This window comes from Oceanicaulis sp. (assembly GCF_051859625.1).
GTDB lineage: Bacteria > Pseudomonadota > Alphaproteobacteria > Caulobacterales > Maricaulaceae > Oceanicaulis.
Map to the genome: position 1 here is coordinate 1,649,773 of NZ_JBHYFH010000001.1, position 14,133 is coordinate 1,663,905.

At 59.6% G+C, this 14,133-nt stretch carries 11 protein-coding genes; 4 read left to right on the forward strand and 7 right to left on the reverse strand.

Going from position 1 to position 14,133, the window contains the following annotated elements; all coding sequences use genetic code 11:
* Positions 1-7: 7 nt before the first annotated feature.
* Entirely contained in the window at positions 8-937 is a 930-nt protein-coding gene (locus ACTIGF_RS07895; protein WP_439636340.1) for a hypothetical protein, read from the reverse strand.
* Positions 934-2,229 (reverse strand): lipopolysaccharide biosynthesis protein, encoded by a 1,296-nt coding sequence (locus ACTIGF_RS07900; protein WP_439636341.1) that lies wholly within the window; start codon positions 2,227-2,229, stop codon positions 934-936. Before ACTIGF_RS07900 ends, ACTIGF_RS07895 begins: the two co-directional genes overlap by 4 nt.
* 393 nt (positions 2,230-2,622) lie before the next feature.
* On the opposite strand from ACTIGF_RS07900, the gene ACTIGF_RS07905 reads away from it, so the two are divergent.
* From ACTIGF_RS07905 to fcl, 4 genes are all read left to right on the forward strand, one after another.
* Positions 2,623-4,047 (forward strand): exopolysaccharide biosynthesis polyprenyl glycosylphosphotransferase, encoded by a 1,425-nt coding sequence (locus ACTIGF_RS07905; RefSeq protein ID WP_439636342.1) that lies wholly within the window; start codon positions 2,623-2,625, stop codon positions 4,045-4,047.
* 15 nt (positions 4,048-4,062) lie between these two features.
* Entirely contained in the window at positions 4,063-5,331 is a 1,269-nt protein-coding gene (locus tag ACTIGF_RS07910; protein WP_439636343.1) for a WcaI family glycosyltransferase, read from the forward strand.
* Between the two features lie 81 nt (positions 5,332-5,412).
* Positions 5,413-6,531: a GDP-mannose 4,6-dehydratase gene (gene gmd / locus ACTIGF_RS07915; protein ID WP_439636344.1), complete on the forward strand. Its 1,119-nt coding sequence runs from the start codon at positions 5,413-5,415 to the stop codon at positions 6,529-6,531.
* Positions 6,532-6,534: 3 nt separating this feature from the next.
* Positions 6,535-7,488 (forward strand): GDP-L-fucose synthase, encoded by a 954-nt coding sequence (fcl, locus tag ACTIGF_RS07920; protein ID WP_439636345.1) that lies wholly within the window; start codon positions 6,535-6,537, stop codon positions 7,486-7,488.
* 344 nt (positions 7,489-7,832) lie between these two features.
* On the opposite strand, the gene ACTIGF_RS07925 is transcribed toward fcl, so the two are convergent.
* The 5 genes from ACTIGF_RS07925 to ACTIGF_RS07945 are packed head-to-tail and all read right to left on the reverse strand — an operon-like array spanning position 7,833 to position 13,909.
* Positions 7,833-10,061: a TniQ family protein gene (locus ACTIGF_RS07925; RefSeq protein ID WP_121211496.1), complete on the reverse strand. Its 2,229-nt coding sequence runs from the start codon at positions 10,059-10,061 to the stop codon at positions 7,833-7,835.
* Entirely contained in the window at positions 10,058-10,960 is a 903-nt protein-coding gene (locus ACTIGF_RS07930) for an ATP-binding protein (protein ID WP_121211494.1), read from the reverse strand. The genes ACTIGF_RS07925 and ACTIGF_RS07930 overlap by 4 nt, the downstream gene beginning before the upstream one ends.
* On the reverse strand, positions 10,953-11,918 hold the full coding sequence (locus tag ACTIGF_RS07935; RefSeq protein ID WP_439636346.1) for a Mu transposase C-terminal domain-containing protein: 966 nt from the start codon (positions 11,916-11,918) through the stop codon (positions 10,953-10,955). Before ACTIGF_RS07935 ends, ACTIGF_RS07930 begins: the two co-directional genes overlap by 8 nt.
* A 24-nt stretch (positions 11,919-11,942) precedes the next feature.
* Positions 11,943-13,157 (reverse strand): integrase catalytic domain-containing protein, encoded by a 1,215-nt coding sequence (locus ACTIGF_RS07940; protein WP_439636347.1) that lies wholly within the window; start codon positions 13,155-13,157, stop codon positions 11,943-11,945.
* A complete protein-coding gene (locus ACTIGF_RS07945) occupies positions 13,154-13,909 on the reverse strand; it encodes a hypothetical protein (protein WP_147422681.1) in 756 nt (251 codons plus the stop codon). The genes ACTIGF_RS07940 and ACTIGF_RS07945 overlap by 4 nt, the downstream gene beginning before the upstream one ends.
* Between the last annotated feature and the right edge of the window lie 224 nt (positions 13,910-14,133).

The following is a 14,133-nucleotide window of genomic DNA, read 5'->3' on the forward strand; positions in this document are numbered from 1 at the left end:
GCCCTCCCTAGTCATACCGATAGCGGGTCATCAGCGGACCGCACAAAGCCTTCACCAGACCGGTCTGCAGCTTTGGCAGGCCGTCTTTCCACCGGGCGTCTTCGGCCAGCGTGACATCGCCGGTCTTGAACTTGTTGGGATTGCCCAGCGCGGTATGGGTGGTGTTCAGGTGCGCCTGGTCGCCGGTCACCGCCTGTGCGATGTCGGCCTCAATCCCGACATGGTCGAGAATGCGGGCGAGCGCGTCTTCGGGCGCGCGGACCAGCTCTTCATATCCGATCCGTTGATAGCGCGTCCGCCCCAAGAGGTGTTCGCTCAGCGCATTTACGCCTGTCCATTTCACAGCCGTGACGGGCGGCGCCGTGCGCGGCATGGGCTTGGCGTCCTCTCCCATCGCAGTGCGCACTTTCGGTTTGGTGCGTGAATAGGCGACGGCGCGCGGGTCGCGCACCAGGTGCAGCGTGTGCAGCTCGATCTCCGGGATGCCCATCAAGATCAGGGCGTGGGTGGGATCGAGCGAGGAATCGATCAGCATGGCGCCGTCCGCGCGTGCTGCGGCCGCGCGATATAACGCCAGCGTCATGTCCTGATAGCGGGCGAGCGCGCGTTTGAAGCCGGGGGTTTGCAGCGCCGGAACCATCAGGGCCGGAAGGCTTTTGCGGCGCCCGACCTGATCTGTCAGCGCCGCGCCGGTCTCGATCAGGGCGTCCAGGTCATCGCCCGGGAAGGCCTCTTTCAGCGCCGCCCCCCAGAAGGAGCACTCCCGCAAGGGCGCGTGACAGCTGCACAGCTGATTGGCGCCATAGCCGGCTTTCCAGATGAATTGGAGTTCGCCGCAGGAGAAGAACCCGTCCAACTGGCCGATCAATCGATCCAGCAAGGTGCTGCCCGACCGCCCTGCGCCTGCAATGAACAAGACTTTGATCGGCTCTGTCATGTCCTCTCTCCACGGCGGAGGGCGACGGCGAGCGAAAGCGTTGCGATGGTCAACGCGCCCGCGAGAACGCCGTATCCGGCCGCCTGAGCTTGCAGCTCGGCCGCCAGGAGGGTGATGACCAGAACGGTGACCGCCGCCGCCACATATTGCCCCCAGCCGAGTACGGCGGTGCGCCGCTCTTGTCTGAGATGGATGCTGGACAGGCGCTCCACAAAGGTGAACAGCATCGCTCCCCATAACAGCGCCAGCAGCATGCGTAGATCCTGGCCCGGCGCGCCGGTGACCCGTTCGAGGAACCAGGGTCCGGCGATCATCAGCACGATGAAGCCTGCGAACCAGGCGGCGGCGCCCAGCACCGCGATCAGGCGCATGCGGCGTTGATAGGCAGCCCGGTCCCCGGCGTGCAGCCGTCCCAGCCCGGAAGCGAGGAACGTGCTGAGGAACTCCAGCCCCACATTGCCCAGATTGATGACGCTGCGCACGGTGAGATACGCGCCGCTGGCCGTCAGCCCCGCAAACGCACCCAGCAAGAAGACCGGCGATTGATTGCGCAGGAACAGGCCCGGCATGGACGCAATCAGGTGCCTTGAGTGCTTGAGGTGGGCCCAGCTCTCGGTGAGGGTTTGACGCGCCCGCCCTGCGGCGCGCGCCAGCCCGGGCGCCATCAGCACGCACGGCGCCAGGGTCACTCCGGCGGCCACCCACAGAGCGGCGCCGTGTTCGCTGGGCGCGACCAGCCACAGAGCGAGCGCGCGCAGCGGGAAGACGGCGCTGGACAGGACGGCGGCCTGCGTGGCGCTGGAGAAGGCCAGGGCGGCGGCGCGCTGATAGTCAAACAACGCAGAGGCGAACACGAACAGAGACAGCGCGCAGACGCTGCCGAGCTTGAGCGTCCAGCCCTCTACGCCCGGCGCGAAAATGAAACTGATCAGCCCCGCCGCCAGCGCGGCGCAGACCAGCGCCACCGCCAGAGCAAGACCCGCCATGGTCGCGCTGTAGGTGTCTCGGTCCTGGGCGGGCGCTTCGACAAACAGGGTTTGCGTCACCGACAGCCGCATCAGGGTGCGCGCCGCCACGGACAGGGCCACCGCGTAGGCGAGCTGCCCCTGTTCGGCGGCGGGAAGGCTGACCGCGCAGATGATGATAAGCAGAAAATTGCCGGCTGACGCCATGACCTGATCGATCATGCCTGCGCCGACACGGCCCGCAGCGCCCGCGCCTCCTGGCGCCTTGATGCGCCGCAGCAATTGGCGGGTGAGGCCAAGCGCGTTGGATCCGCTGGTCTGGCTCACAAGCGCACGCTCATCAATGGTTTCCCCGCTCGTCCCCAAAGCCGTCAGATGTATGACGCTTTGCAGCGCCCTGACGTCCGACAAGCTCAGGTTTAGCGCATCTGCGACGCCTGCGCCACTCGTTCGCAGGTGCACAATCGCGATTTTCTTGCGCCCGTTTCGGTTGCGCTGTCGCAGGCTTCCGGCGGCGTTTGGTCCGACCCTTGCGGGCTACGCGCGAGTGAATGGCTGTCGCCTTGTCCTGAAAGGGCTTTGATTGCGTGTTATAATTCGTGGACGTCGCGCTCAGCTTCGCACCAGAAAATAGAGAAAGAAATTGCATTTAGGTTGTGCGCCAGCGTATATTGCGTTGCGACATAATTGCGTCTGAGGGCTCAGCCAGGGGAGGGGGTGATGCGTATCGACAGTTTCGGGCAGCTTGATCTTCCCGCGTCTCGCGCCGTACGCAGCACCAAGACCACAAGCCTTGTCTTCGCAGACATGACGGCCGCTTTGCTGGCGGTTGTGACGTCCTTCACCATCACGAATTTCGCCCGACGCTGGGTCGGCCTGGATCCGCTGGACCTGACAGCGTCCGGGATCATGCTGCACCTGAGCATGATCGGCGCTTTCACCTGCGCCTTGTTTTTCTGGTTCAACACGAAGGGCCATTATCGCCGCCGGCAAGCGCTAGCCGACCAGCTGGGCGCGGTGCTGGCGGGGTCCATCCTGGCCATGATGTGCGTGGCGACGACGCAATTCGCCACTGTTGAAGTGGGCTCGCGCGTTCTGACGCTCTCTTACTGGATGCTGCTGGCGCCGGCCGTGATCGTGGCGCGTATGGTGGCGCGGCGATTGTTGCGCGCGACGAATGTCTGGTCGAGCCCGGCGGTTTTGTTCACGGCTGTCTCCCGGTCCGCTGAAATTTCAGCCCTCGTCCATCGTCGTGATGAGATCGGCGCGTTGGTTTCCGGCGTCTGCACCACCAATGATCAGTCACCGGATGAATTGCTGAAGGCGATGTGCAAAGCCGATGGCGAGGGTGCGACGGTGATCTACGCGCCAGATATCTGCGACCCTCATCAATCGACGATTGTTGAGCGCTTGCTGCTGGCGGGCGTGCCGTTCATCCTCTCGCCGCCGATCGGCCCCGTTCCCAATCATGCAGAAATCCTGGAGTTTCCTCCCGAGGACATCGGGCTGATCGAAGTCCATGATCCGCTTGACCGCCGCGTTGCGCGCGCGGCCAAGCGGGCCTTCGATTGGGTTTTGTCTGTTCTCGCCCTGGTCTTTTTCTCTCCGCTCCTGATCCCGATCGCTCTGGCGATCCGTTCTGACGGCGGTCCCGCCCTGTTCCGGCAACAGCGCGTCGGCCAGGACGGCCGGGTTTTCGAATGCCTGAAATTTCGCTCAATGGTGATGAACGCGGAACAGAAGCTGGCCGACATGATCAAGGCGGATCCGGCCGTGGCGCAGGAATGGAAAGCGTTCCAGAAGCTCAAGAAGGATCCGCGCATCACCTGGGTCGGCCGGTTTATCCGCAAGACCAACATGGATGAACTGCCGCAGCTCATTAACGTGCTGAAGGGGGATATGAGCCTTGTGGGCCCTCGGCCCATGACGGTCCCGCAGATCGAAGAATATGGCGAGGCTTTCAAGGCCTACACACGGGTTCGGCCCGGCATCACCGGCATGTGGCAGGTCAATGGACGCAATGAGACCACGTTCGAAGAACGCGCGCGACTTGACGCGTTTTATGTTCGCAACTGGTCACTCTGGCGCGATATCGTAATAATCGTCCGTACCGTTCGTGAAGTCATCTTCATGCGTGGGCAGTGACAGGGCGATGATCGAATGCGTCTCTTAATCCACGGCATCAATTATGCGCCTGAATTTGTAGGCATCGGCAAATACACGTCGGAAATGGCGGAATGGTTCGCCGCGCGCGGTCATCAGGTTCGCGTTCACACGGCGCGGCCCTATTACCCCCAATGGCGTGTCGAGGCGCCGTATGACTCCGGCGAGCTCGATCATGAAATGCTCAACGCCGTGGATGTCAGGCGCAGTCAGATTTATGTGCCCGCCAATCCGTCAGGGCTCAATCGCATTCGCCACCATCTGTCCTGGCTCGCCGCTTCACGTGGCCCGCTTGTTCGCTCAGCCCGTGAATTTGCGCCGGACCTGATCCTGTCCATCGCCCCGTCCTTGATTGGCGCGCCCGCAGCCTTGGCGGCGGGTCGCGCTGCTGGCGTTCCCGCTGTTCTGCACGTACAGGACTTTGAAGTCGGCGCGGCCGGAGCTTCAGGTCTGATCCGCTCTAAATCTCTGTTGAGCATGGCGTCCTGGGTGGAACGGACCTTGATGCGCAGGTTCGATTACATCACGACGATCTCCGACGCGATGCTCGCCAAGCTGGACCAGTTCGGCGTCCCCGAAGACCGCACCGCGCTGGTGCGCAATTGGGCGGATGTTGAGGCTATTCAGTGCGCCCCGTTCAAGGAGGGGGCCTTTCGGGCCGAGCTCGGCATAACGCCTGATCAGACCGTATTGATGTATGCAGGCACCCTGTCGCGCAAACAGGGGCTGGAAACTGTGCTGGATGCGGCGCGACGACTGCGCGATCGCGAAGATCTGGTGTTCCTGATTTATGGCGATGGACCGACCAAGGCCGAATTCGAGGCTGCGGCGAAAGACCTGGCCAATGTGCGGTTCGGCCCCTTCCAGCCCAAGGACCAGTTCTCCGCCTTGCTGGCGGCGGCTGATATCCATCTCCTGCCGCAAATTGAAGGCGCTGCAGACCTGGTGTTGCCCAGCAAGCTGACGGGCATGCTGGCGTCTGGTCGGCCTGTGATCGCGACGACGCCGGAGGATTCCGGGCTGGCGCACGAGGTTGGAGAGTGTGGCGCGGTCGTTCCGCCCGGCGACCCGCAGGCTTTGAGTGAGGCGATCATGGCGCTGGCCGACGATTTCGACGCGATTGAGCGCTTCGGACGCAAAGCACGCGAGCGTGCTCTCGCGGTCTGGCGGCAGGACGCAATCTTGCAAGAGCTCGAAGCCCGTCTTGCTCAGTGGTCCCGTGCTGCGCCCTTGTCCAGGCTTCAGGGCAAGGACGTCGCCGCTTGATTAGACGCTGTCCTATTTCACCTGCTTATGTATTCATCCTCACAGCCCGACGCTCCACACCCACGTGACGGTACACAAGATATGACGAAAAAAGCTCTCATCACCGGCATCACCGGGCAGGACGGATCCTATCTGGCGGAGTTTTTGCTGGAAAAAGGCTATGAAGTGCATGGTGTTAAGCGCCGCGCTTCATTGTTCAACACGGCGCGCGTCGATCATATCTATGAAGACCCTCATGCGGACAAGGCGCGTTTCAAGCTTCATTATGGCGACCTCACCGATACCTCGAACCTGACACGGTTATTGAGCGATATCGAACCGGACGAGGTCTATAATCTGGGGGCGCAATCGCATGTGGCCGTCAGTTTTGAAGCGCCTGAATACACGGCGGATGTGGATGTGACAGGCGCTTTGCGCCTGCTGGAGGCGATCCGTTTTCTGGGACTGGAGAAGACGACGCGTTTCTATCAGGCTTCCACCTCTGAACTCTACGGACTGGTTCAGGAAACGCCTCAGAAAGAAACCACGCCCTTCCACCCTCGCTCGCCCTATGCGGTGGCGAAGCTCTACGCTTACTGGATCACGGTGAATTACCGTGAAGCGTATGGGATGTACGCCTGCAACGGCATCTTGTTTAACCATGAATCGCCCCGCCGGGGCGAAACCTTCGTGACGCGGAAGATTACGCGTGGCCTATCCAATATCGCGCTGGGATTGGAACCATGCCTGTTCATGGGCAATATCGACGCCCTGCGGGACTGGGGGCACGCCAAGGATTATGTCCGTATGCAGTGGATGATGCTGCAACAGGATGAGGCCGATGATTTCGTCATTGCGACGGGCGTCCAGTATTCCGTCCGCGATTTCATCATCTGGAGCGCCGGGCATCTAGGCGTCACGCTGGAGTTTTCAGGCGCGGGGATTGATGAGATCGCCACGGTCGCCGCCGTTGAAGGGGATCTGGCGCCGGCGCTGAAGCCGGGCGACGTGATCATGCGGATTGATCCGCGTTACTTCCGTCCTGCGGAGGTGGAGACCCTGCTGGGAGACCCCTCCAAAGCGAAGGCCGTGCTTGGCTGGACGCCTGAGATCACAGCTCAGGAGATGTGCGCCGAAATGGTGGCCGAAGACCACAAGGCGGCTCGCCGGGTGGCGCTCCTGCGAGAGCATGACCTGGCCGTGCCGTTCAGCGTCGAGTAAGTCATGACCTATCAACTCGCCAACAAACGTATCTGGGTCGCGGGCCATCGCGGCATGGTGGGCTCCGCCTTGCTGCGCCGGCTCGAGCGCGAGCAGCCCGCTGAACTCCTGACGGTGACCCGCCAGGAGGTGGATTTGATTGATCCGGCTGCGACGCGGCGCTGGCTGGAGCGTGCGCAACCGGACGCCGTTTTCGTGCCGGCCGCGAAAGTCGGCGGCATCCTGGCCAACGACACCTATCCAGCCGACTTTCTCTACGACAATCTGATGATCGCAGCGAACTGCATTCACGCCGCGCATGCGGTTGGCGTCGAGAAACTCCTGTTTCTGGGCTCGTCCTGCATTTATCCCAAATTCGCTGAGCAGCCGATCACCGAAAGCGCGCTGCTGACCGGTGCGCTTGAGCCGACAAACGAATGGTATGCGATCGCCAAGATCGCTGGGATCAAGTTGTGTCAGGCCTATCGAAAACAGCATGGCGCGGACTTCATCTCAGCCATGCCGACCAATCTTTACGGGCCGGGCGACAATTACGACCTCAAGGCCTCCCACGTCATTCCAGCCCTTATTCGCAAGGCGCATGACGCCAAACAGGCGGGCGCCGACAGCATTGAGATCTGGGGTACGGGCGAACCGCGCCGCGAATTTCTGCATGCGGACGATTGCGCTGACGCCCTGGTGCATTTGATGAAGGTCTATTCCGGCGCCGAACACGTCAATGTGGGATCGGGCGAGGATCTTCCGATCCGGGACCTGGCGAAAATGGTCATGGACGTGGTGGGGTTCGAGGGGGCGTTGACGCACGACCTGTCCAAACCGGACGGCACGCCGCGCAAGTTGATGAGCGCCGACAAGCTTCGCAGTCTGGGCTGGTCGCCCTCCATCTCGTTGGAGGCTGGTCTCAAGGACGCCTATGCATGGTTTCTCGACCACCAAAATGACGCCCGAGGCCTCTGATCCCGGCGATTTCCAGGGTCGACTGAGCGGGCGAGCGGCGTCATTGGGGAACTGGCGCGCCCTGAGGGACAAAATGCGAACCAAAAGGGTTCGCAAGGGCGAATGCCCGTCCGCAGCTTTAGCGAGAATGTCCTGGAAAAGATGTTGGACGTCACAAGTCGTTGGACGTTGCGCAAGTACATTCAATATCTTAGCCGAAGCGTGCGTCCAATTTGGCTAGACCAAACGTCAAATCAGTTTGGACAAAACGTCTCATTCAGCAGAACAAGTTGGATCTTCCTCTCATCGGGCAAAAAAGCGCCGCCCCAGTTGGGGGCGGCCCTTAGACGATTTGGCTGTATCGATTAGAGGTAGCGGTGAAGTTCGTGCGCACGACCCACAATTCGGTCGACGAGATGAGAGGTTTCAGACTCCGGCGAAACACCGAATCCAACACCATCAACGAGTACGAAGCCGCCACCAGGTTCCCGCCGCACTTCGGCTCCAGGCCAGATCTTCTCAGGCTCAACAGCAGCAGCGAGGATCTTCCGCAAACGGCCGCCCTCATTGACAGACCTGAACAATGCCACAAGGTCATAGCGATCAAGTGTCGGCTTGCGGGTAACTTTGAATGACCAATTCCGCGATGTCGCCTCCACTACAATCGCAGGATCAGTAATCACGCGAGCTGTTCCAGGCACCGATGCCGATGCGAACTTCTCGGTAAGTTCATCGCGCAGTACCTCAAGGGCTTGGAAGCCGGTGCGACTCTCTAGCCTAATGCCCACAAGACTGTGAACCTGTTCCCGAGAGACGAAACAAACTACACGTTTCCCATACTCGTTGATCGGCTCCACGCCTTTTTTTCTGAGCAACTTGAGCGCGCTCCGCGCAGAGCATCTCAACAACGGGGCATAATCAGCCGCCCTGGCGTAGGCGTCCTCGAATGCATCGAGAGACGCCTCGCAAATCCGTGATCGGCCAGATTCATCCTCGACAATCTTCAGGTAAGAAAGCTCAACCAGCTGGGCCAAACCGTCAGTTTCCGTTCCGAGACGTGCCTTTGCTTTCGCGAACGTGATTGCGTTCTTGATCTGGGCACCGGGCCGAAGGCGTGTCTTTTGGAAATAGGCGACCCTCGCACCATGGAAGAACGGCGCATCTTGATCATAATCGATCAGGCCAATGGTATTATTCCGAATGAGCTGTGAATAGGCTGCGGGGAGCGAGATGCCGACTTTAGCGGCAAACGACGCGAGAGGCATTCCCTTGGGGTCGAAGCCCTCGCGCCGCCCCTGGTGCGCCCGGGCGATAAAGGCTTTGATCGCGTCTTCCTGGAAATAGCGCTGCCCATCACACCGGAAGTCCATTTTGAGGGTCCCCCTGCTGACCAGCTCGTCGACCTCATCAATTGTGCAGCCCAGCTCCGCCGCGACGTGCTCCAAAGATAAAGCGGTGGCAATATAGCGCCTGACAGCATCGATGTTGTCACTACTGAGGCGATAAGCCCGTGTGTGAGCGCATCGCTGAGTCGGAACCGCCGCCGCCTCCAAAATCTTGCGCAGATATTTGCTTTCGAGCTTCAAGTCAGTAGCGACTGATTCCAAAGTCCAGGCCCCGTCCGCGCCGTCATGTTGAGACAGCCTGCCGGAGGGAGTAGCAAGACCACTACGAACCCGAACTTCGCCAAAGCAATCGCTGACCAGCGTACGCAAGCCTTCCGTTGGAATGGTGCGAGTGAGCTGCGGGGCGTAGTGGCAGCGCGAGTGATAGCGAGTCTGATCGGAATCAGGCTGCAGCCACTTAGCCTCCGCGAGAAATTTCACGATTGCGTCTCGGCCCGCAAGCAGTGACGGAAAACTGAACTGCGCCAAATTTCGGAGCTCACATGGTGTGTGCGAAGGCGATTCTATCCCTCGGTGGAGCTTGGTCAGGACGACCGCAGCCCGGAGAACGGAATGCAAGGACTGTCCAGCAAAGTGAGAAGGCTCTGCCGTCTCCACCCCCGTTACCTTGTTGAAGACGTGACGATCCAACGCGGTGGCGGGGTAGGGTATGGCGTGGTCTTGGCCAATCATTACACCCCGCTGGGTCCAGCCGGCCTCCGGGTACCGCCAATCAATCGGGTCGCCGTCGAGTCCCTCGATCAGCCTCACGTCATGGATGGGGCATGCGGCCACCGGCACGATGTCGAACCAAATCCGGATATAGCGCTCTTCCTCCAGGCAGAGCGGGCAGACCCGGCGTCGACCCTTCGAGAACGTCCGACTGGGGAGCAGATGACCGCAGATTTCATAGCCTTGAGTCGTGCGCCTGGGCGTGTTCCAGGCGAGTTCGTCGCTACCGTAGATGGGGAGTTGGTTCACAACCTCCAACTGCTCGTCGAAATCCCAGTCTAGTCCGTTCAGGCCTAGCGAGAGCAGAAAGGCCTCGGTACTGAACGCGTAGTTGGCGGTCGCTGCCCGCTGCAAAAATCCGTAAACGGGCTCGTGCGGATAGACCTCACCCGGCCAGTTCGACATGGGAAGCCTAGCGATATCCACTACGTCTTGATGGGCACTGACCATCTTATTTCCTTCCATTGCCGCGGTCATGAGAGCGACGGGTCGTTGCGGAATGGATTGAAAACCTCATTGGGGCGCTTGCGATCGTCGTATGCCTCCGCGAAATGGCAGAGTTCCAGCCTATCCGAACCGGCTTCGAGCGCGATTTCGCCCGCGGCGATCATGTAGACCTTGAGGATGCCGATACATCCTTTTGTCGCTTTGAAGAGTCGGCTCGAAAAATCCATTGAGGCAAAATCAGAGAGCTCGAACGGCATTTCCTCGTCGAACTTGTGACAAAGGACCCGAAAATGCTGGCAGTCTACGGGGTCCGTCCAGTCGTAGGGACGCAGCCGCTTGTAAGGCAGGCCGCCGCGCCCGATGAGCTGAGAATCCTCTGCGATGATCGAATAAGTCTCCGGCAGTCCGATGCAAAGGATGTTGAACTGATTGAGGTTGAGCATCTTGCGCAGCAGTTTGCGCGAAAAACTAAGCACCTTCCTGTTCTTCTCAGGGAAGAGCTCCTGAGCCTCATCAAAGATGACAAACTGAACTTCCGACCGTTGGAGTTCCCGCAGGATCGCCAGGATTAAGTTGGAGTTAGTCATCCGCAGCGAGACCTGCATGCCAAGTCCGCTGGCGATGCTGTCCAGCACTGCGCGAGCTCCGCCCTCGATGGGAGAATCGACCAGCAAAACGCTGCGCTTAATCCCATCTGCTCCGATCTCCGGCTTGTATTCCGCCAGAACTTCAGATGCGCCGTAAGTCTTACCGGTCCGGCTTTCGCCGATCAGCGCACAGATATTGCCCCGACCCGGCACTCCACCTTCGACGGGTTTGAAGAATCGCCTAATGGCCTTCGTTGCTTGCTGATGGTTGGCATGGTCAACGAAGATGTTTGTCATCTGCCTCTGACGATCCGCCGGCAGCCGTTCCTTGAAGTCACGCATCACTTCTACTCCCTGAATTGACTTGCGCGGCGAGCATGAGGATCTCGTCCATGTCGTCGCTCCCGGCAGCCGAGTTGATTTCGATCTTGGAAATTTGGGTTTCGCCGGTAGAAGGCGTTTCCAAACCGGTGGTCGGATCCGAGGTCACAAGCACAGGCTCTTCGTGGACTGCGGTCAGGGGTATGAGATCTGCTTCGCCTCCACACTGATCCTCGAATACGAGCTCGCTTACGCCCGGATGGGCACGGTTGCCGTAGAGATAGCGGGTGAGCTTGCGTTCGAGTTGCTTGCGGCGGCCCGACCGGAGGGCACCCATCCCTGCATTTATCAGGGCCGCCCTAGCCTTCCAGAGCGCTTCCGGGTCGCTGCGGTGTTCCTCCCGCATCAGCTCGTGCTCGCGGCAAAGCCGGTGCTGGAAAACAGAGAGCCCCTTGGTGTACTTCCGCCACTTGTCGACGACCGGAAGCTCGATGACCTCTTTGGCGTGATGGTTGTAGAGGTACACCTTAGAGACATCGTAGGGATCGCGGCGGACGTGGTACTTGGCTGAACAAGCCTTGGACGACTGACCTCTGTGATCGGGATGGGCGAGAATGCGATCCAGGTCAGGCGACCAGTACCTGATATGATCCCATTCAACGCCGTACTTCTGGACCGTACGCTCGGCGGTCTGCCCAGCGAGCGCGATGAAGAGCTCCTCGCTGGGAAGGCTCGGGCTGTCGAGAAGGTCCAGCTTGTCTCGCCACGCGTCGATCGGTGCCCTTGGAACCCCCGGCGCCCTGCCGAGTCCCCGGTTCGGCCGCCGATTGTAGTCCGTGACGATCCATTTGGTCGCGAGATCACGAAACTCTGACAGCGTCAAAACAGGCGCCTCCGGCTCCTCGTAATCGCGGTGCTGAACCGCGTTAGAGTGGGTCGTGCCGGGGAAGCGGTGGCTAAAGCGCGCCACTTCGCGCATGAAGCGTTCGACAAGGCCCTTGTGCTAGGGTTCACGCGGGGGAAGGCGAATGAGATTGAAGCCCAGGTCCGCAGCAGCGGCCAAGAGGTGACCGTTGGCAAACTCTCTTCCGTTGTCGATGTAGAGATTCTCAATCCGGCCCATACAAGGCCAGTCTTCGTCATTGAGGCCATCGATATGGTCAATGCGCTTCTGAAAGATTGCATTGCGCAGACCGTCTAGAACGGAAGCGTAGCCCGGGACGTCGAACGAGATCGAAAACCCGACAACCATGCGGGTGGCGCGGTCCAGAAACGCGATAAGGTAAGGACGTCCGAGAATGACGCGGTTGTCGTCGACGAGAATGAGATCCACAGGCGTAAAATCGACCTCAACCTCGCCGTAAGGGCGATCAGGCAACCCACGCGTCTGGTAGCTCTGGCAATTCTTACGCGCATAGTATGTGCCGATACGTCCCGCCTGTTTCACGAAAGGCGACACCTTCCTGCGAATCTCGCGCTCAAGCGTCGACAGGCTCGGCGGCGTCAGAAGTCCTTTCTCGTCGAGGTGTTTGAGCGGAGCGGACTCGCTATATTTCTTGCCTTCCGCCGAGCGGTTGACGTCAGAGATGTAGCTCAGTGCCTCGAGGTGAGCATCTTTTATCGAACCGCCCTGAAGGTACCGGTCGACAGCGCGATCAAGCGCGACCTTTTTCGCTTCGGGGAGCCTTGAGCCCCTTTTTCCCTTCAGGTCATGACGCGGAGCGTAAGCGGCGAGGCCGATTTCTTGGAAATGGGCGTCGTGCAAGCGCTTCCAGTTGAGCACCGAGGTAGGCGAGGGCGAGGTTTCCTCACCGCGTTCAAGGGCTTTCTCGGCGATCCGATCCTTGAGCCACTTCCGGCTTGTTCGAAATCCGGTCGGATGCTGCATCACATATTTCACGTAGTCATGTTTGAGCGCCGCGGCGGCTCGCGCGTGTGGGTCTTCCAGGTGCGGTGCCATCGGAGAAAGGGGTGGGCACATAGATGATCGGGATCGGTATTTAAGTTTCCCAGAGCCATAGAGGTCGACCAACCGAAGATCGGTTTCGATCAGCAATTCTTGTGTCTCGAGGTGAATAAGTATCCACTTGTCGCGTTGGCGCTTTTGGACAAAGTGCTCCTCACCGTTAATCCAAACACTATCGCCGACAACAAGTCTCAGCCGGGGATAGAGATTGCCATGTGGAACCTCGACTGATTTGAGGTGAGAACTGGTCATTCAGCGGCCTCATTGAACCGCACTTCAGTGTTGCGCCCATACTTTGCGCCTGAAGCGAGTACGACCTCGCCGGCAAGGCCCAAGCGCATTACCGAGCCAAAGGCCTCGGCCATCTGACAACGCGCTTCGATTGATGCTTCTTCGCAGAGTTGGCCGATGCTTGAGACGCCGCCGTGTGCTTCAAGCGTACGTCGCACCGTGTATTCACTCGACGGATCCTGCGGTGCATGCCGGTGGCGGTACATCGTCCGCGCGTTTGACAGCCTGGGCTCTGCGTAAAGGTCGCGCTCCGTCCAGACGAGCAATTCAACGCCGTGATCAAAACGATATGCTTGGCGAATAGCGGCTACTCGCGACACCCATTGGTCCGCTTCAGCGAAGTAGCTTGCCTTCGTGTCAATAGCAAAAAGGCGTTCGTCTTTATTCAAAGCGATGAAATCAGGTGTGTATTCACGCCTAACTCGCCCGCTATTATTGCTTTCCATCCAATAGAGGAGCGGATTCGGCTGGCAGACATAGTATTGAATGCGAGGGTCTACCGAAAGAAGGAGGTGGCCTAAGCTTTCGAGGTGGCTTTCAAACGGCGCGTATGAATTCAGGCATTTGGGAGTTTTGGCGAAAATCCCGTCGCGTGCGACCCAAACCTTTCCGGGCTTCCAAGTTCTCGTGGGCTCCGCGCCTTGATAGAGTCCGAGCTGGCGAAATTTTGAAGCGCGGCTTCCCCGCGGCGCGAATGTGGCTTTATCGGTCATGACCATAATTTGCGATGACGAGTAAAAATTGTCAATGTCAATTTAAGGAAGTTGACAAATTTTTTTAGTCTATGGTTAATGCTCGCGGCTGGGCAAGGACAAGAGCTGCAATGAAGTTCGAAATTGAAGAGACATTACACGGACCTAAGCGAGTTGCGGAAATGACGAGCTTGGCAATGGACGGTCAACGGAACTGGCGACACCGAGGGCACCTAGGTCCGAGC